The 19,588-nt window shown below is 44.4% G+C and carries 20 protein-coding genes; 6 read left to right on the top strand and 14 right to left on the bottom strand.

The genetic code is table 11. From position 1 onward, the window contains the following. Positions 1-4: 4 nt before the first annotated feature. The 9 genes from lpxK to CWI32_RS10670 all read right to left on the bottom strand — a co-directional run bounded on the left by lpxK (position 5) and on the right by CWI32_RS10670 (position 7,958). Complete coding sequence (gene lpxK, locus CWI32_RS10710) at positions 5-1,009, bottom strand: tetraacyldisaccharide 4'-kinase (RefSeq protein ID WP_100329623.1); 1,005 nt, start codon at positions 1,007-1,009, stop codon at positions 5-7. A gap of 3 nt (positions 1,010-1,012) precedes the next feature. Further along, positions 1,013-2,740, bottom strand: a complete 1,728-nt coding sequence (gene msbA, locus CWI32_RS10705) for a lipid A export permease/ATP-binding protein MsbA (protein ID WP_005097331.1) — start codon at positions 2,738-2,740, stop codon at positions 1,013-1,015. Beyond that, a complete protein-coding gene (locus CWI32_RS10700; RefSeq protein WP_004278885.1) occupies positions 2,740-3,162 on the bottom strand; it encodes an ExbD/TolR family protein in 423 nt (140 codons plus the stop codon). The genes msbA and CWI32_RS10700 overlap by 1 nt, the downstream gene beginning before the upstream one ends. 10 nt (positions 3,163-3,172) lie before the next feature. Then, positions 3,173-3,811: a MotA/TolQ/ExbB proton channel family protein gene (locus CWI32_RS10695; RefSeq protein WP_005097334.1), complete on the bottom strand. Its 639-nt coding sequence runs from the start codon at positions 3,809-3,811 to the stop codon at positions 3,173-3,175. 33 nt (positions 3,812-3,844) lie between these two features. After that, on the bottom strand, positions 3,845-4,732 hold the full coding sequence (locus CWI32_RS10690) for a ParB/RepB/Spo0J family partition protein (protein ID WP_100535275.1): 888 nt from the start codon (positions 4,730-4,732) through the stop codon (positions 3,845-3,847). After that, positions 4,729-5,511: a ParA family protein gene (locus CWI32_RS10685; protein WP_074383256.1), complete on the bottom strand. Its 783-nt coding sequence runs from the start codon at positions 5,509-5,511 to the stop codon at positions 4,729-4,731. The genes CWI32_RS10690 and CWI32_RS10685 overlap by 4 nt, the downstream gene beginning before the upstream one ends. A 25-nt stretch (positions 5,512-5,536) precedes the next feature. Beyond that, on the bottom strand, positions 5,537-6,169 hold the full coding sequence (gene rsmG / locus CWI32_RS10680; RefSeq protein WP_005170375.1) for a 16S rRNA (guanine(527)-N(7))-methyltransferase RsmG: 633 nt from the start codon (positions 6,167-6,169) through the stop codon (positions 5,537-5,539). 85 nt (positions 6,170-6,254) lie between these two features. Further along, positions 6,255-6,944: an N-acetylmuramate alpha-1-phosphate uridylyltransferase MurU gene (murU, locus tag CWI32_RS10675; RefSeq protein ID WP_100535274.1), complete on the bottom strand. Its 690-nt coding sequence runs from the start codon at positions 6,942-6,944 to the stop codon at positions 6,255-6,257. Continuing rightward, positions 6,945-7,958, bottom strand: coding sequence for an aminoglycoside phosphotransferase family protein (locus tag CWI32_RS10670; protein ID WP_005170371.1), 1,014 nt, complete (start codon positions 7,956-7,958; stop codon positions 6,945-6,947). A gap of 121 nt (positions 7,959-8,079) precedes the next feature. On the opposite strand from CWI32_RS10670, the gene CWI32_RS10665 reads away from it, so the two are divergent. Together CWI32_RS10665 and CWI32_RS10660 are read left to right on the top strand one after the other, a co-directional pair. Then, positions 8,080-10,533 (top strand): LPS-assembly protein LptD, encoded by a 2,454-nt coding sequence (locus CWI32_RS10665; RefSeq protein WP_100535273.1) that lies wholly within the window; start codon positions 8,080-8,082, stop codon positions 10,531-10,533. Next, positions 10,533-11,840, top strand: coding sequence for a peptidylprolyl isomerase (locus CWI32_RS10660; protein ID WP_005170365.1), 1,308 nt, complete (start codon positions 10,533-10,535; stop codon positions 11,838-11,840). The genes CWI32_RS10665 and CWI32_RS10660 overlap by 1 nt, the downstream gene beginning before the upstream one ends. A gap of 119 nt (positions 11,841-11,959) precedes the next feature. Here the strand turns inward: CWI32_RS10660 and hfq are convergent, their stop codons facing one another. The 4 genes from hfq to tsaE form a co-directional block, all read right to left on the bottom strand. Then, complete coding sequence (gene hfq / locus CWI32_RS10655) at positions 11,960-12,493, bottom strand: RNA chaperone Hfq (RefSeq protein WP_074383259.1); 534 nt, start codon at positions 12,491-12,493, stop codon at positions 11,960-11,962. Positions 12,494-12,586: 93 nt separating this feature from the next. Further along, on the bottom strand, positions 12,587-13,531 hold the full coding sequence (miaA, locus tag CWI32_RS10650; RefSeq protein WP_100535272.1) for a tRNA (adenosine(37)-N6)-dimethylallyltransferase MiaA: 945 nt from the start codon (positions 13,529-13,531) through the stop codon (positions 12,587-12,589). 6 nt (positions 13,532-13,537) lie between these two features. Continuing rightward, on the bottom strand, positions 13,538-15,514 hold the full coding sequence (mutL, locus tag CWI32_RS10645; RefSeq protein WP_100535271.1) for a DNA mismatch repair endonuclease MutL: 1,977 nt from the start codon (positions 15,512-15,514) through the stop codon (positions 13,538-13,540). Beyond that, positions 15,504-15,983 carry a tRNA (adenosine(37)-N6)-threonylcarbamoyltransferase complex ATPase subunit type 1 TsaE gene (tsaE, locus tag CWI32_RS10640; protein ID WP_005097351.1) on the bottom strand — a complete coding sequence of 160 codons (480 nt, stop codon included), beginning with the start codon at positions 15,981-15,983 and terminating at the stop codon, positions 15,504-15,506. Before tsaE ends, mutL begins: the two co-directional genes overlap by 11 nt. Before the next feature lie 125 nt (positions 15,984-16,108). Between tsaE and CWI32_RS10635 the strand changes: the two genes are divergently transcribed. From CWI32_RS10635 to CWI32_RS10625, 3 genes are all read left to right on the top strand, one after another. Further along, positions 16,109-17,017 (top strand): pseudouridine synthase, encoded by a 909-nt coding sequence (locus CWI32_RS10635; RefSeq protein ID WP_100535270.1) that lies wholly within the window; start codon positions 16,109-16,111, stop codon positions 17,015-17,017. Positions 17,018-17,131: 114 nt separating this feature from the next. Next, positions 17,132-17,479, top strand: a complete 348-nt coding sequence (locus CWI32_RS10630; protein ID WP_100535269.1) for a type II toxin-antitoxin system RelB/DinJ family antitoxin — start codon at positions 17,132-17,134, stop codon at positions 17,477-17,479. A 97-nt stretch (positions 17,480-17,576) separates the two neighbouring features. Then, positions 17,577-18,020 (top strand): GNAT family N-acetyltransferase, encoded by a 444-nt coding sequence (locus tag CWI32_RS10625; protein ID WP_005097355.1) that lies wholly within the window; start codon positions 17,577-17,579, stop codon positions 18,018-18,020. Positions 18,021-18,059: 39 nt separating this feature from the next. Here CWI32_RS10625 and CWI32_RS10620 read toward each other — a convergent pair whose 3' ends face one another. Then, a complete protein-coding gene (locus CWI32_RS10620; protein WP_005097357.1) occupies positions 18,060-18,770 on the bottom strand; it encodes a pseudouridine synthase in 711 nt (236 codons plus the stop codon). Positions 18,771-18,909: 139 nt separating this feature from the next. Between CWI32_RS10620 and CWI32_RS10615 the strand changes: the two genes are divergently transcribed. Further along, positions 18,910-19,362 carry a DUF441 domain-containing protein gene (locus CWI32_RS10615; RefSeq protein ID WP_005097358.1) on the top strand — a complete coding sequence of 151 codons (453 nt, stop codon included), beginning with the start codon at positions 18,910-18,912 and terminating at the stop codon, positions 19,360-19,362. Positions 19,363-19,588: the final 226 nt, after the last annotated feature.

Here is a 19,588-nt window from a genome sequence, read left to right as displayed (position 1 = left end):
AGCCTTAAGAAATTTGAATACCGTATTGTTGTAACTGTTGCTGCAAGACCGTATAGCAGGCTGGCGATAATACTGCATCGACTGGCACCACCCAGATATCCTGCTTAAAATCGGGATATTGTTTCAGTAATGCCATAATCTTGACTGCGTCTTTTTCCGTGGTAATGATCGGATTGGCATCATCAAACTGTAGATCCTCAATGTCATAATCATGATGATCGGGAAATTCATGACATTGGAATTGTTCTATGCCCAGATTTTTCAGGGTCTGATAAAAGCGTTGCGGAAAACCGATTCCCACCACGGCATAAAAAGCCGACTGAGAATCGAAGATTTTATTGTTGTCTTGATTGAGTAGATAAGGCTGTGATGCAGCCAGATGCATATGCAGCTCAGAACTTGGGCTTGCCGAATGTTCAATTACCGTTCCTGTTTCCAAGCGTGTCACCGGTTCACGCAGATAGCCTTCCGGAAGCAGTTTTTGGTTGCCCAGACCGCGATTATTGTCCAGTACAATCCATTCAATCTGACGATTTAAAGCCCAGTGCTGCAAACCATCATCACAAATAATCAGATCCAACTGATGTCTTTGCAGTAACAGTTCAATACTTTTTTGCCGGTTTGGCCCTACGGCCATCGGCACGCCCGTCGCCTGTACAATCAAGGCAGGCTCATCACCGACGACCTCAGGCAAGGTATTAAAATCCACATAAGCCGGAAATGGACCTTTGCCGCCATAACCACGGCTAATCACCCCAACTTTTACACCTTGTTGAGTTAAATAATCAACCAGATGAATCAGCAAAGGGGTTTTACCACTACCACCGACAGTGATATTGCCAATCACCATGACCGGAACCGGAGCACTATAGCTTGTCTTGATCCCTTTCTGGTACAGCCAGCGATTGCTGACAAAACCTAAACGATACAAGCATGACAAAGGACGCAGCACCACCAGCCACTTTGCCTGTGCATTCCAAGCATCCTGAATGATTTGCGCCAATGCCATAACTTATTGTTCCTCAAAATTACGTTGATGCAGCTGATAATAAGCCCCATGCAATGCAATCAGTTCTGCATGAGTCCCTTGCTCGACAATACACCCCTGATCCATGACCACAATACGATCCGCATTTTCAATCGTCGATAAACGGTGTGCAATCACAATGGTTGTACGATCTTGCATGGCCTGATCAAAGGCACGCTGAATAAAGTATTCGGATTCATTATCCAGGGCACTGGTTGCTTCATCCAGAATCAGAATAGAGGCATTTTTCAAAATCGCACGTGCAATCGCGATGCGCTGACGCTGACCACCAGACAGATTTAAACCTTGAGCACCCAGTTGGGTATCATAACCTTTTGGCAGAGCCATAATAAAATCATGTGCATAAGCGGCTTTTGCTGCTGCAATAATGTCTTCATCAGTCGCACCTTCGAGCTGACCATAGGCAATATTTTCTCGCACAGTCCGATTAAACAGCACCACTTGCTGATTCACCATCGCAATCTGGGTACGCAAAGCAGTCAGCTCAAAGTCTTCAATCGGTTTCTGATCCAGTAGAAGCTGACCTGACGTTGTATCCTGATAACGTACTAGCAAATTCACCAGTGAGCTTTTACCGGCACCGGAACGCCCAACCAGAGCAACCGTTTCACCAGCTTTTACCTCTAAATTAAAATCACGAATGGCATGATGACCATCATCATAAAACAGGTTGACATCTTTAAACTGAATATTACCTTTTAAGCTATCGCTTAAAGTCCCGGTATTTTTTTCTTCGGGCATGTCCAGCAATTCAAATACCGAATGCGCTGCGGCCATACCCCGTTGAATTTTTTCATTGATATCGGTTAAAGCCTTGATTGGTCTTGCCAACATGCCCGCAGCCGTAATATAAGCCACAAATTCACCGGCAGAGGTATCGCCAAGGATCTGTGGACGCAAGGCAATAAACATGACAATACTGAGTGAAATAGACATGATCAGCTGAACCACAGGACTGTTCAACTGCTGCACAGCGACCATTTTCAAGCCACGACGCAAGTTTTCCAGCGAGTTCTGCTTAAAGCGTTCCTGCTCGTAACTTTGGCCGCCAAAACCCTTGACGATCAGGTTGGCATTGACCGTTTCCTGAACCACATGGTTGACATCCCCCATGGTATCTTGCACTTGCTGTGACAATTTACGCATCCGTCTAGCTGCCTTACTGATCACAAAGCCAATGACGGGTGCAAAAATCAGGATACACATGGTCAGACGCCAGTTGCTATATAACAGATAACCTAATAGTGCAATCGTAATCAAACCTTGTTGCAACAGGGTTCTTAACGCTTCTGTTGAGGCAGCGGTCAGCTGTTCCACGTTATACATGATCTTGGCAGTAATATGCCCGCTGGTATTGTCCAGATAATACTGAGACGGTAAACGCAGCAGTTTTGCAAAAACTTCCTGACGGATATTGAACACCAGATTACGGGAAATCACCGCAGTAAAATAACCCCCCATGAATAATCCCAGCCCACGAAAGAACATCAGGACAACCACTAAAAATGGGAAAAGTGAAGTGAAACTCTGGTCTTTGTCTTGAATGGCCTCAATGATATATTCCAGTAATTTAGCCACAGAGACTTCTGTAGCCGCATTAATAGAAAAACCGAGCAGGACAAGCAATCCGATGCCCCAAAAGGGTTTTAAATAACTTAAAAGGCGAAGATAGACCTTAAAATCGTGCTTCACTAATAACCTCGGGTGGGTACTTTGGTACTGATATTAATATTGACAAAGCCGAGCTGCCCGGCCACATCCATAACGCGAATCACGTCCTGATGGCTGGCTTTCGCGTCAGCGGCAATGACGAACATTAAATCACGGCGTTCATTAGAAATCTGTTTAATTGCAGTATTTAAATCTGCGACTTCTTTACTGGCCAAGGATTGACCATTGACTGCATAATGACCATTGGCATCTACAATCACTTCAACTTTCTGATCATAACTTTTAGGCGGAACACCCTGCGCATCTGGTAAGGTCAAGTTCATACGGCTCATTTGGCTAAATGTTGTCGATAACAGTAAAAAGACCAGAATAAACAGCAAACAATCAATCATAGGGGTCAGATTAATATGCACATCTTCTACTTGGTTGCGTTTGAATTTCATCATCCGCCTCCTAGCTGGCTTTTTGCATATCTTGGTCTATATCTGCAATATTGCGATAAAAAAGATCCGCATGAAACAAGGTCGCCTGCTGTTCAAGCTCCGCCACATATTCCTGAACCAGTCGCTGGAAGTAACGATGGGCAAAAAGTGCCGGAATCGCAATCAGCATCCCGGCTGCTGTGGTAATCAAGGCTTTGGAAATACCTGGCATCATCAATACCGGATCACTCCCAGTCCCCACATCGATCATCAGAAAAGATTCGATAATCCCAAGCACAGTCCCCAACAAACCCAGCAATGGCGCCACAGCACTTAAGGTTCCCAGAAAGTTAATATTCTTTTCCAGATAACCAATTTCCTGCGATGCCATCACTTCCATTTGTGCACGGGCATACTGTTCGCCCTGCGGCTTGCTGGCATAGCCTGCTGCAAATACCCGGCCTAAAGTACTGTGCTTCAATTCTGTACTTTGTTGAATTTTTTGCATGACTTGTGATGCATTTTGCACTGGACTCATCAGAAGTGTAGACGGAAGTACCGCTTTCCTCTTCAGGCGAATCAGGCGCTCGATCGAAATCGCCAACATAAAGATAGAACACAAGACCAGTGGCAGCATGAGCCAGCCACCCGCTTTAACCAATTCCCACATCTAATTTATTCCCCAATAAAAAAAATATATAAATTATTCATCTTCTAAAATAGAAAGAATGCCATCCAGCTCTTCTAAAGAATGATAACTAATGACTAATTTTCCTTTACCTTGTTTGTTATAGTCAATTTTCACATCAGCACTGAAACGCTCTGAAAGGCGCTGGGTCAATTGCTGAATATCCGGTGCAAGCGCTTGTTTTACTTTTTCTTGTTTAGGTGCATTAAAATCACGGACTAACTGCTCGGTTTGACGAACAGACAAGCTTTTTTCAATCACGATATCAGCGACTTTGAGCTGGTCTTTTGCCTTCAGTGTTAGAATCGCACGCGCATGCCCCATATCCAGCAGGCCTTGCTGCATAAAGTCTTTCACTTCTTCAGCCAGACTGAGCAGGCGAAGTAAGTTACTGACCGTAGTACGTGCCTTGCCGACTGTGTCTGCAATTTCCTGATGGCTTAGGCCAAATTCTTCATGGAAACGCTGTAAGGCCAGCGCCTGATCAATCGGATTCAGATCTTGACGCTGGATGTTTTCAATCAGCGCCAGTGCAATGGCAACCTGATCATTCAGATCCCGTACAATCGCAGGAATTTCGGTTAAACCCGCCAGCTGTGCAGCACGCCAGCGACGCTCACCTGCAATAATTTCATACGGATAGCGTTCATCGTCAACCGGACGGATCACGATGGGCTGCATGATGCCATGCTTTTCAATCGATGCTGCCAGTTCCTGCAAATCCTGCTCATTGATATAACGGCGCGGTTGATATTCACCACGCTTGAGCAAGTTCACATCAATCTGTTTTAGCTGACCATGATCAATGCCTTGGGCTTCCATCTGTAATTTTTCTTTTTGAATTGAGCCTAGCAAGGCATCCAAGCCACGACCTTTAGCGAGTCCACGTTTCTTGACGGTCATGCTTTACTTCCTTTTTTCACTTTGCTTTTCTTTAATACTTCAGCTGCCAGATTTAAGTAAGCAACTGCACCCTTTGAGCTTTTTTCAAAATAAATTACCGGTAAACCGTGTGCTGGCGCTTCAGCCAGACGAATATTGCGTGGAATCACGGTGTCATACAGTTTTTTACCGAAATATTGTTCTAATTCTTCAGAGACATCACGGGTCAAGGCATTACGCGCATCATACATGGTACGTAATACACCAACAATTTGCAGGTCTGGATTCAATGCTTGCTGAATCCGATCGATGGTCTGGGTCAAATCAGCCAGACCTTCCAGTGCATAATATTCACACTGCATCGGAATCAGCACCCCATCAACCGCTGCCAAAGCATTCACTGTAATCAGGCTCAGACTTGGCGCACAATCGACAATAATATAATCAAATGACTTTTCGACTTCTTGCAATGCATCACGCAGGATGAATTCACGTCCTTCTTGATCTGCAATTGCCAGCTCAACCCCAGCCAGATCACGGTTGGCACCCAGAACCTTATAACCGACGTCTGCCTTGGCGATCGCCGTTTCAATCGGCACTTCACCCAGCAATACATCGGTGACCGAATAGAGCAAGTCATTCTTTTGAATGCCCGACCCCATGGTTGCATTGCCTTGCGAATCCATATCGACCAGCAAAACGCGCTTTTTTAACACAGCTAAAGATGCTGCCAAATTTACTGCGGTTGTGGTTTTACCAACACCACCTTTTTGGTTTGCAATCGCAATAATTTGTGCCATGTTGCCCCCAATCCCTTTAAAATTCTTAAATACGTTTTAATAGCAGTAAATGACGCTGTTCGTCTAAGCGCGGAACTTTAAGTTCAATAATCTCACAACTAAATTCATTTTTTAAAGCAGCGACTTCATCTTCAGGAATTAAGCCTTTCATCGAGGCAATAATGGTCTGTTCATGCATATACGGTTTAGAGGCATCCACAAAGTCAGTCAGAGATGCAAATGCACGACTGGTAATCACATCAAATTGACCCAGCTCGTTAATGCTGTCTTCATTTTCTACACGCGTTTGCACCGCAATGACATTTTTAAGTTTCAGATCGGCAATAAACTGCTTCAGGAAACGAATTTTTTTACCATTTGAATCGAGTAATACACATTCACGCTCAGGCTGACATAAAGCAATGATCATACCTGGCATACCGCCACCCGTACCGATATCGAGCAGACGACCCGCTGGCAGATCTTTTAGAATGCTGAGACTGTCCAGCAGATGCTTGACCAGCATTTCTTTCGGATCACGGATTGCAGTTAAATTATATGCTTTGTTCCACAGCACCAAAGCGTCCTGATACTTGAGTAATAAATTCAAAGCTTCTTCAGATAGCTCTAAACCCAAAGCTTGGCTACCCTGCTTTAGTTCTTGAAAAAACATGTGCATAAACAATCTACGCTCGAAAAAGTTAGGTGGAAGTATACCGTTTTCTATATCTTGTCATAGTAGGCAGTGCTTAGTGAATATTCACTTAAACAGACTTAGCTTCACGGATTGCCAAATCCAGTGCCGTTAAACGTTCAGGCGTACCGACATCTACCCAAATACCTGCCAGTTTAGAGGCAACCACTTGATGATTCAGCATCGCTGCCTTCAATAAAGGTGCCAAAGGACGCTTTCCAGCCTCTAAGCCTTCAAACATTTTTGGACTGATGACGGATACACCGCTAAAAGTCAGGTTTTCACCCTCGACCTGCTGATCAAAGGTATAAGCCTTCCCTTCTGCAAGGGTGAAATCACCCTCTGGATGTTGCTGCGGATTTTCGACCAAGACCAGATGTGCCAAATTATCGTTCAGATCAACATCTAATAAAGGTGCAAAATCCATTGTGGTCCAGACATCACCATTTAATAGGATAAAAGGCTGATTACCCAAAAGCGGCAAGGCATGAATGATCCCGCCTGCCGTTTCCAGACCTTCACCTTCATGTGACCACAGAATTTTTACGCCAAACTGTGAGCCATCGCCCAGGGCTTGTGCCAGTTTTTCACCGAGCCATGCAGTATTGATCACGATTTCAGTCACGCCAATCGCAGTCAGTTTCTCAATATGCCAGACAATCAGCGGCTTGCCACCGACTTCAAGCAAAGGCTTTGGGGTATGCAGCGTTAAAGGCCGCATACGATTACCGAGGCCTGCGGCTAAAATCATCGCTTTCATTTAGGCAGCCACCTCATATGAACCATATTTTGCTTCAAAAGCCGGCATCACTTTTTCATGCATAAACTGCATAAAAGGCTGCAATTCTGGATAAGGTTTAGATTCTTCTAATAAATACCACATCACCCGTGGTAAATCTTTTAAATAACCGGACTTACCATCACGTTCAAACAGACGCACAAAAATACCCAGAATTTTGATATGACGTTGAATCGCCATCATATCGGCATCTTTCTTGAACTGCTCAAAATCACGGTCTTCTTTGGCTGAGGCTGGCAATAAATTATAAAAGGCTTCAAACCAGCGATAGACACGATCAGCATTCCATTGCACATAAGCATCACGGGTAATCGAGATCAGATCGTAGGTATCCGCACCAATCACCGCATCCTGAAAATCAATCACACCGAGTTCGGTTTCATTGTCAATTTTCATCAGATTACGGCTATGAAAATCACGATGCACAATCACTTGTGGCTGCGCCAGCGCTGCATTGGCCAGAATCGCAAAACTACGTTTGATCAAGGCACTTTCTGATTCAGTCGGCTGGATCTTTAAGGCTGGCAACATCCAGTCAGTCAGCAGCTGCATTTCCGAGATCAGTTTTTCATAAGAGTATTCCGGAAAATGTCCTTCTCCAGCAATTGATTGCAGTTGAATCAGCTGCTTAAAGCTTTGCTCATAATAAGCATCCACCGTCTCTTCATTCAGCAGATTGGAAAGCAGGACATCGCCAAAATCTTCGAGCAGCAAAAAACCATTTTCCAGATCTTTGGCGACAATATGCGGAACACGCACGCCATGCGCATCAAAAAATTCATCAATCGTCACAAAAGGCACACAATCTTCTTTTTCTGGTGGTGCATCCATCAGCATAAATGTTTTATTATTCAGTTTGATTCGTGCATAACGACGGAAGCTGGCATCACCTGCTAAAAAATGAGTTTCAAATTGATCTGAACCGAGTACAGAGGCAATCCAAGATTGTATCAATTGTTCGCGTTGTGTATTCATTTGCAATTAATTCTAATACAGGCTGAGTTTTTAAAGTGCTAAGTGTAGCTACTTATCAACTTTTTCTCTATGATGCGACAATAATTAATTGCGATAAAAGCATGATTGGTTAATGAGACAAATGAAGCATCACTTTAAAATCAACCCTCTAGCGACTGCGATCTTAACCCTTTTATGTGGCAGCTCAGCCTCAAGCTATGCTGCATCAACTGTCTCATCCGATGTAAATGCAGAACAACTCAAACAGCGCATTAATGAGACCTATCCAGGTGAAGCCTTCTTTTCACAATACTATGTCGATAAATCCTCGGCTGAAGCGCAGCAACGCCAGGGACAGTATTTAAGTTCGGCTTATTGTGAAGGTGCCTGGGTTACCCCGATCGCCCCAGATGCAGCGACTATTGCGCCAGACCAAGCCACCTCAACCATTACCGCCGATTATGGACATTACAATCCGGCAGGCGACTCCTATCTGGAAGGCAATGTGGTTATTGATCAGCAAGGTCGTCAAGTCCGTGCCGAACGAGTGACCATTGATCAGACCCAGACCTATGCCAAAGCAGCAGGTCAGGTACAGTTAGCACAAGGCGGTCTGATCTCACAAAGTGATGATATTAATTATAATTTAAAAACCCAACAGGGCGATTTAAACAACAGTTTCTATATTGCAGAGCAGCAACATGCCCACGGTCGTGCAGAAAAGATTGCCAAAACATCGACTGATACCATAGAACTGGAAAATGCCACTTACTCTACCTGCCCGCCTGAGCAAAAGCCGACCTGGAAAATACAGGCAGAAAAGATCAAGCTGAATCAGGAAACCGGACGTGGTGAAACCCGCAATACCAAACTGTATGTCAAAGACGTTCCGGTATTGGCAATCCCTTATTTCAACTTCCCGATTGATGACCGCCGTACTACCGGCATTCTGACGCCAACTTTTGGTTTTACCAATGATGGCGGACTTGAACTCGGTGTTCCTGTTTATCTGAATTTGGCCCCACAGTATGATGCTACCCTCACTCCGCGCTATATTGGTGATCGTGGTGCCATGCTAGATGGCGAGTTCCGTTATCTGACAGAAAATTATGGTGAAGGTCGCATCTGGGGTGGCTATCTACCTTCGGATGAAAGTTATGATAATGAGGATCGTAAAAGCTTACATTACTTGCATAATTGGCAGATCAACGATCAGTTCTCGACCAATCTGGAATATAATTACGCCTCAGACAAAGATTACTTTGCCGACCTGGACAATAACCCGAACTCAAAAACTGACTTGAACCTGCGCCGCGCCTGGGAAGTCAATTATAAAAATGGTATTCCCGGCTTAAAGGCACAATTCAAAGTCGAAGATTTCCAGACACTCGATCCCACTGTACTGGATGAAGATCGTCCTTATGCACGTTTGCCGCAGCTTTTAGTCAATTATAAAACTGGCAATCCACTCGGATTACAGCTTGAGTTTAATAACGATACTGCTTATTTCCAGAAGGACCTGAGAAATTTTGCTGATATCCCTCAAAATGATGACAAGATTTATCAACCAAGTGGCACCCGCATCTATAACGACTTTTCGGTGCGTTATAATCACTATAACCCGTGGTCGTTTTTTATTCCGGAAGCATCTGTACGCAACATCAATACCTTCTATGATGAGAAAACCCGAGACCGTGGTGGTTCTAGTGAAAGCCAGTCCATTGTGGTGCCACAATTCACGCTGGACACCGGCTTAATTTTCGAAAAAGAAGGCACCTATTTACAGACCTTAACGCCTCGTCTGTTCTATGCCTATTCACCTTATGAAAACCAGCAGAATCAACCTAACTTTGACTCAGTCGTCGCTTCGATTAATTATGATCAGCTTTTCAGTGCACGTCGCTTCTATGGCAACGACCGCCTGGAAGACAACAACTTTGCCTCTTTAGGCCTGAGTTATAGCCTGTTTAATGAAGAAGGTCTGGAACGCCTACGTGCGAGTGTCGGTCAAAGTTTCTTCTTTGAAGATCGCCGTGTCACACTGGAACAGGATGCAGACAAATATGACCGTGAAAGCCATACAGGGCCTGTCATTCAGCTCACCAGTCAGCTATCGAATAATGTCCATGTCAATTTAAACTCCAGCTGGATGTCGAATGGTCAAAATGCGCAGCGTGATGTGCAGGTTTATTATACTGGCGATCAGGGCAATCTATACAACGTCGGCTATTTCTATCGTAAAGACATTCCGAACCGTCAAGACCGTTATGATCATATCGTCGGCTCCTTTATTCAGCCGCTTGCCAACAACTGGCGTCTGGTAGGACATGCGCAGTTTGACCTCGACAATAGTGTCGCACGAGAATATTTACTTGGGGTCAACTATGAGTCATGCTGTTGGGGAGTTTCTGTATATGGTCGTTCATATTACAATGACTTAGACGACGTTAATGATTCAAACGTCAAAGCCAAACGCGCCATTATGGCCGAGGTCAGCCTGAAAGGCTTAGGTGGGTTAAGCAGCAAACTCACCTCATTACTAGAAAATCGCATTCTAGGTTTTAACAATATCAATCAAACTTGGACAGAACGTTAATGAAGACAAAACAGTTAAAACAAATTTTTAAAGCGACTGCACTTGCGCTATGCCTTTCTTCAGCGATGACGACGTTTGCTGTTGCCCAACCTAAAGATGAAGTTGTAGCTGTGGTCGACAATAGTATCATTCTGCGTAGTGATCTGGCTCAAGGTGTGGCCGAGATTTCTCATCAGCTGCAAAAGCAAAATCAGACAGTTCCACCCCAACAATTTCTTGAGCAACAAGCCTTAGAGCAGCTCATTATTCGTCAGGCACAACTTGAACAAGTTAAACGCTACAATATTCGTCCCGATGAAAAATCCCTGAATGACGCAGTACTGAAAGTTGCCCGTGATTCGGGCTCAACCAGTCTGGAAGCTTTCCAGCAAAAACTGGATGCCATGGCGCCCAATACCTATGCTTCTTTACGCAACCGTATTGCGGAAGATTTAGCGCTGAATCGTTTACGTCAACAAGTCGTGACTTCACGGATTCAAATCACAGACCAGGATGTTAAAAACTTCCTAAATACCCCGCAAGGTCAGGCTTTACTCGGCAGTCAGGTACATGTGCTGCATTTACGTGTAAGCGGCGAAAATGCTGAACAGATTGCTACACAGGTAAAGCAAGAGCTGAATAACAGCAATGATATTCAGGCGATCAGCAAAAAATACAGCACTAGCGGCATTAAAGTCGAAGCTGCTGACATGGGCGTGAGAAGCCTGTCAGAAATTCCGGCAGAACTGGCTGCACGTGTCACGACCCTACAGCCAGGTCAAACCTCTGAACTCATTCCGGTTGCTGATGGGGTACATGTACTCAAGCTACTAGAACGTAAAGGTGGCGAACAAAAAGCCCTGGTTCCTCAATACTTGACCCGTCACATCCTGATTCAACCCTCTGAAGTAGTCAGTCCGGAAAATGCCAAACAGATGATTGACAGTTTATATAGCCGCCTGCAACAAGGCGAAGATTTTACTGTTTTAGCTTCAACCTTCTCCAATGATACCGGTTCAGCACGTGATGGTGGCAGTCTTGGCTGGGTAAGCCCTGGGGTAATGGTGCCTGAGTTTGAACAGCAAATGAAAAGCACCCCAGTGGGGCAGTTCAGTAAACCGTTTCAATCCCAGTTTGGCTGGCATATCCTGCAAGTCAGCGAAACACGTCAACAGGATATGACAGAGGAATATCAAGAACGTATGGCCCGTCAATTACTTGGTGAACGTCAGTTTGATGCCGAGCTGGACAGCTGGTTACGTGAAACACGTAGCAATGCCTATGTAGAAATCAAAGATCCACAACTGGATCCTAAACGTAATCGTTAAGCCCAGATCCATTTTAAAAAGCCAGCGCTAGATTGCTGGCTTTTTAATTTTTATCCATGCAAAACTTACAGGCATAAAAAAACCTCTCGATGAGAGGTTTTTTTAATTTTCAGACTCGATTAACGATTATTTTCGTCGTCTTGAGTATCTTCAAATTTAGTATCGTTGTCAAAGCCAGCGCCTTGACCACCAAAGCCACCTTGACCACCGAAGCCAGCACCTTGACCGCCACCGAAGCCGCCTTGACCACCAAAGCCACCACCTTGACCACCAAAGCCAGCGCCTTGACCGCCACCGAAGCCACCTTGACCACCAAAGCCAGCACCTTGACCGCCACCGAAGCCACCTTGACCACCGAAGCCAGCGCCTTGACCGCCACCGAAACCACCGGTAGCACCTTGACCGCCAAAGCCAGCACCTTGTGGACCAGCAGGCGCACCAGCAGGACGAGGATTACGTGCAGGCACTACAGTTGAAATTGCATGCTTATAAACCATTTGGCTTACTGTATTTTTTAATAAAACCACGTATTGGTCGAAAGACTCGATATGACCTTGTAATTTAATACCGTTTACCAGGAAGATAGATACTGGGATACGTTCCTTACGGAGAGAATTCAAGAATGGATCTTGTAAAGTTTGACCTTTAGACATGTTATAACTCCAAAAAAAAATTAAAAATCAGCGCAAAAACTATCTCTATTTTTCAATTAAAAATTATAAAAAAGATAGTCCCTAAATTTTGCTTTATCCGTGACAGTTTCGCAAGTCTTGTTGAGCCTGCTGTAGCGTAAAATATGTTGTAAATTTATGCTTTTCTTGCAAAGACCTCAGCCACGTATATTGACGTTTTGCAAGTTGTCGTGTCGCAAATAAAGCTTTATCCTCCATTTCCTGTTGCTTTTCCTTGGTTTTGTCAGCATTTTTTAAGAATTCTATAGCTTGACGGTAACCTACCGAACGCATAGAAGGTAGATTTTCATTAAAATCGTATTTTTCAATTAAACTAACAACTTCATTTAAAAAACCGTTTTTCCACATCATTTGCAGACGTTGTTCAATACGCCCGTGTAATTCTAACCGATCTGGCATAAGTGCATAGTTATAAAAACTGTAACGATATGGTAAGTTTTTAGGTTGCTCTGCCTGTAGTTTTGTAATCGGCTCACCGGTCAGTTTAAACACTTCTAAGGCACGAATAATACGCTGCTTGTCACTAACCTTGAATTTCTCCGCAGCAACGGGATCTACGGCACTTAATTCTGCATAAACAGCCTCCCAACCTTCTCGCTCGCCTTTGGCTTCAATTTCAGCACGAATCGTATAGTCGGCACTGGGCAGATTATCTGACAACCCCTCAAGTAAGGCTTTAAAATACAGCATGGTTCCGCCCACCAATATCGGTGTTTTACCACGTGCATGAATATCATCAATTAACCGGCAAGCATCTTCAACAAAGTTTGCCGCAGAATAGACTTCGAGTGGACTGATAATATCGATCAGATGGTGCGGATAGCGCGCCAGTTCCTCTTTAGAAGGCTTGGCTGTACCAATATCCATTTCCCGATAAACCAGCGCAGAATCGACCGAAATCAGCTCGAATTTTCCATGCTCATACAGTTCACATGCCAAAGCGGTTTTACCACTTGCAGTTGGCCCCATTAAATTGATGACCGGCAATTGATTGGACATGTAAAACTACTCTCCTCGAGCAAAAAGTTTGTCTAGTTGATTCAATGGAAAAGCGCGCCAAGTCGGACGGCCATGATTACATTGACTGGCAAATTCAGTGTGTTCCATCTGACGCAATAAAGCATTCATTTCAGACAGGCTTAAAATGCGATGCGCACGTACTGCACCATGACAGGCCATACCTGCCAGAATCTGGTCACGTTTCTGCAATAGACCCTGTACCTGATCATTCGGATCCAGATCATTTAACAGCTCGGGAATCAGTGCATCAAAATCTGCTTTGTGCAAAATGGCAGGTACGCCACGCACAATCACCTGTTCATCACCATACTGGTCAATTTCAAGCCCCAAACGCATTAACTGCCCTTTGAGTTCTTCGACCCGCATCGCCTGCATTCGAGTGATGTTGACCACTTTGGGAATCAGCAATTGCTGTGATGTCCAGAATTCAGGTTTATCCCAAGCCGATTTCATTTGCTGCAAGACGATCCGCTCATGGGCAGCATGCATATCCACAATGATCAGCCCTTCGGTATTTTGTGCCAGAATATAAATCCCATGTAACTGGGCAATCGCAATCCCGAGTGGATGTTCATCGACTTTGGCCTGTATATGACTTTGCAAGGCTTGCTCTGCAACTTGTGGCTCATAGGCAGAGGCTTGATCACGCAGCGGTGCCAGATAGCTTTGCAGGGCATTATTCAGCTGCTGCGAGCCTGCATAAGACGCATTATAGTCTCGCGCATAATGTACCGTTTGTGGCCGCGAAGATTCAAAGTCGGTCAGTACATCCGATGCCTCATTTTCATCTTTAGCAGCTACAGGTAGGTTAGAGGATAATTGCTGCTGCGCATGCGCAGTCTGGTGCAGGCTAAACTGTTCCTGATAACGCGGTTGCGGTACAAGTGCAACAGGTTCATCATCAACTTTCATCGCAGTTGCTAAATCAGCAGTTGCCGTCTGGAATTGTGCCAGAGTTTCTTTGGCATAATGCCGTACAAACTCATGTACTTCACGCTGATTCAGAAAGCGAATTTCATGCTTAGTGGGATGGACATTGACATCAACATTTTCAGGATCAACTTCTAAAAACAGCAAATAAGCCGCATGTTGATGGCCATGCAAAATGCCATCATAAGCCATCCGCAAGGCATGAGAAATGGTTTTGTCTTTGACAATCCGGCCATTGACATAGACATATTGCAAGTCGGCCTGTGCACGCGCATCTGAGGGATGACCAAGCCAGCCTGATAAACGCATGTTTATACTGTCAGCATCGATCCAATAAGCATTTTCAGTGAACTGACGACCCAATAACTGCTGTACCCGCTGGAAACGTAAAGCACCGCTGTCCGCCACGGGTAAATTCAGCTTGATGCTTTCATTATGTTCCAGCACAAACCGGATATCAAAATGCGTCAGTGCCATACGGCGTACAATTTCTTCAATGTGGCCAAATTCAGTGCCCGGTTTCTTTAAGAATTTACGCCGCGCAGGCACATTAAAAAATAAATCCTGAACCCGGATATGCGTCCCTTTCGAAGCCGCGACCGCTTGAATCTGCTGATGATCAAAAGCCGTACCGTTTACTTCTACCTGATAACCAATGCCATCCTCATTTTGACTGCTGATCATGGTCAGGCGTGAGACTGCTGCAATCGATGCCAGCGCTTCTCCACGAAAGCCTAAACTGCTGATCGCATACAGCTCATCGGCACTCTGGATTTTGCTGGTGGCATGACGCATGACGGCCAATGCCAGATCTTCAGCATGAATACCACGGCCGTTATCCATAATTTCAATTAAGGTACTGCCACCCTGTTCCACCCGGATGATCAGCTCGGTCGCACCCGCATCAATCGAGTTTTCCAGTAATTCCTTGACCACGGATGCCGGACGTTCAATCACCTCACCTGCAGCAATCTGGTTGGCCAGCGCAGGATCAAGGGCACGGATACGGCGTAGGCTTAAATCATTCGACATGTGAAAATTGACGCTCCAAAGCCTCTCGCAAAGCAAGATTAGAGGAAATCAGGCTTGCAGTACGGGTCAGTTCATCTTCAGATTTTAAAATTTCAATAATCAGGTCAGCTTGCGGAATTTCATCGCCACCTTTGGAGGGCCATTCAAATAAAAATAGCGCATTCGGAGTTTCCAGATAATCCCGGATTCCCATCAATTCGAGTTCATAGGGGTCATTCAGACGGTACAGGTCAAAGTGAAAAATATCCTGCCCATTGATCTGATACGGTTCGACCAGCGTATAAGTCGGACTTTTCACCGAACCTTGATGACCCAGCTGTTGCAAATAATAGCGCGTTAAAGTCGTTTTTCCTGCCCCCAAATCACCGATCAGATATACGACTCCCGCAGGGAAATTTTCGGCCAGAACCTTGGCCAGTTTCTGGGTATCGTCTTCATGATTTAAAGTGACATTAAATGAATAAGGCATATTACTCACGACATGATGCAAAAGAATAAATATGATAGCATCGCCACGCTTTAAAAGCCTATTCACCTGTGTGAGAAACTGTATTTTTTCACCATTTCTGTTTCTGAGAGGTTGATCTGCCTGCCATGCATCCGACTGTTGAGTTTAATCCGCCCATGTTAAATGGGGTCAGTGCCAGTAAAGTGTTCTTGCAGGATAGTCTAGATGCACCCCCGACAGTTTTTGCTTATTTATGCACGCAATTTGCGCATATCGCAGCAGATGAATGGCAAGCCCGTTTCGCCAAAGGTCTGGTCTATGATGCGCAGGGCCATCAATTAAGCACAGAAAGTCCATTTCAGGCCAATAGTCATTGTTTCTATTATCGCTTTCTGGCACATGAAGTGCATGTTCCTTTTCAACATCAGATTTTATTTGAAAATGAGCATTTCATGGTGATCGATAAACCGCACTTTCTGACCATGAGTCCGACCGGGCAATATGTACAGGAAACCTTGCTGGTTCGTCTTAAAAAACAGACGGGTAATGAGCATCTGACTCCTATCCACCGGTTAGATAGGGAAACGGCAGGTGTGGTGCTGATTTCCAAATGTGTAGAATCACGTGGCCTGTATCAGCAGATGTTCGCCACACGTCAGGTTCAGAAGACCTATCACGCCATTGCAGCATACAAGGCTGATCTGACTTTGCCACTCATCACACGACTAAGAATGCAAAAAGGCCAACCCTTCTATACCATGCAAGTGATCGAGGGTGAACCAAATAGCGAAACGGCGATTGACCTGCTGGAACATGATACCGAATGGGCCAAATACGAGCTGAAACCGCATAGCGGCAAACAGCATCAATTACGGGTACATCTGAATCATCTGGGCATTCCAATTCGGCATGATCCGTTTTATCCGCAAGTCGCGCACAAGCCCGATGATGACTTTTCCACACCTTTGAGTTTGCTGGCCAAACACATTCAATTCATCGATCCAATCACGCAACAGACGATGGATTTTAGCTCCAGACTTGAATTGACACTGTAAATCGCTTGTCATTACAGATTATTTTCTAAAATCGGTCGCTTTAGGATTGAATTTCAAAAGTAATTGATTAGAATAAATGCGAAAAGTTAAGTAATTTAAAGCTTTGAAAATATTATGAGAAAAACTGAGGTTTATCAGGTTCGCTTGGACTCGCAAGAAAAGAAGCAAGCCTTTGCAGTATTTAAGCAATTGGGGATTACGCCGGCTCAGGCCGTACGTCTTTTTTTCAAACAGGTGGTACTGACCAAATCGATTCCCTTCTCGATTGAAAACCAGAATATCAATCTGGAACAGCTGATCCGCCTGCGCAAACTTAAACAGAGTGAAGCTAAAAACGAGCACGCGGTTGGTGCAAGTCCGGCGTTGAATGGACTGGATGATCAGGAAATCCAGCTCGATGATGATCATCTGGATTTATTTGAAGAACTGAATGCCATTTTGGGCGAAAGCGACAAAATTTAACATTGTCGCATTTCCGAACAATTTCTAAAGCCTGCCACTGACAAATTTCGCTATGCTTGATGCTGATAATGAATAAAAAATTAGCATGGAGGATGCAATGCTCGTACGACGCGCTCAATCAGCAGACCTGAATCAGCTTGCGATATTATTCGATGAATATCGACAATTTTATGGCACCTCTTCTAACCCCGAACTCTCCTACCAATTTTTAAAACAACGTTTTGAAGATGGACAGACCGTCATTTTCATTAATACCAAAGATGATACTTTTACCGGCTTTATTATCCTGTATCTGGGTTTTTCTTCGGTGGCCTGCTCGACCTATTATATTCTGGATGATGTCTATATCACCCCGATATTTCGGCGTCAGGGTGCAGCCAGACAACTGATTGATACTGCAATTTTATTTGCCAAACATGAACAGGCCTTAAGAATTACCCTGGAAACCCAAAAGAACAATTACCAATCGCATGAATTGTATGAATCTATGGGATTTATTAAGGATAATGAGTTTCAGACCTATCATTGTTTCCTGAGATAAAATCTGATCGTTCAAATAAACTTGAGAAGAATAACTCAATTATTCTTCTGAACGGAATTTTGCCAAAGCCACCTGTTCTGCATTTAAATAGATCCATTCTCCTTCAGCCAGCTCAGGCAGAGCCAAAGCACCAATTTGAGCACGATGCAATTGCTCGACTTTATTTCCGACGGCTGCCAGCATGCGTTTCACCTGATGATATACCCCTTGATGAATGCTCATTTGCAGACGGCTTTCAGACAGACGTATCACTTCAGTGGCTGCAAAAATACCTTTTTCATTGCGTAGCTCAACGCCTTGTTCCAGTTGCTGTAGCTGAGCATCAGTGACTGGATCTGCCGTTTGCATTTGATAAACTTTGGCCACATGTTTTTTCGGATGTGTTAACGCTTGCAGAAACTGGCCATCATCAGTCAACAATAACAGTCCGGTGGTGTCCTGATCCAGACGACCCACGCATTGAATGCCACGATTCAGCAGCATCTCATCAAACAGATCAAACACACTAAAATGATGCGTGGCCTGATGCGAACACTCATAGTCCTGCGGTTTGTTTAAAGCGATATAGACTTTCTCTCGATAGCGATGGGCCTTGCCATAGACCTCGAAGTCTAAATCATTCAAATCCAGTTTATGTTTAGGATGATCAATCACTTCATTCTGGATAGAAACAGCACCATTTTTAATCAATTGCTGACAATGCTTGCGGGAACCGAAACCTTGTGACTGCAACATTTTTTCCAATAGCATCTGCTTAAACCTGTATCGCGTGAAGAGTTGTGCATTCTATCCTGAAACACACCTAAATTGATTGCTTCGCTTATTTTCTTCGTATCACCAGCTGAAACGCTCTACAATGGTGGCATTTTCCATGTTTCCTCTCCCGCCCATGTCACAACTCGATTTAAATTTGATGGTTCTTTTGGTATTACTGGCCTGTGGTATATTCAGTCACAATAGTGCTGTCACCATCGCTGCAGCGGTACTGATTGTTCTTAAAATTACCCCGCTACACGACCTGTTGCCTTATGTACAACAACATGGTTTGAATATTGGAATTATTATTTTAACCATCGGGGTATTGGCACCGATTGCGAGTGGCAAAATTGCCGGAGAAAGTATTCTCAAGTCATTTCTCAGCTGGAAATCTTTACTGGCCATTGCCATTGGTGTTTTTGTGGCTTGGCTCGGTGGCCGCGGTGTGAAACTGATGTCGAATCAACCGGATATTGTCGCGGGCTTATTGATTGGTACTGTAGCAGGTGTGGCGGTGTTACGCGGCGTACCTGTTGGGCCGCTGATTGCAGCCGGGATTTTATCCTTATTGATTGGTACGCAATAATATTCAGATCACCCGTATGCAAAGATTTCTCAAAAATACATCACATGACCTATAATATGCAGATCACCTATTGATTACCTTGCACCAAGCTTTAAAGCAGTGTTTCAAGCTTGCTCAGGATATGTCAGCAGATCAACGGAAGATTCATCTTGGTTATAAGCTTTCCAAGCTAAAATAAAGGCAATACAAAAAAATAGAATGATCTTTAACAAGCTGTGACCTGATA

This window comes from Acinetobacter pseudolwoffii (genome assembly GCF_002803605.1).
Lineage (GTDB): Bacteria > Pseudomonadota > Gammaproteobacteria > Pseudomonadales > Moraxellaceae > Acinetobacter > Acinetobacter pseudolwoffii.
Note: the sequence above shows the minus strand (reverse complement) of the source record. Positions and strands in the feature narration are given on the sequence as shown.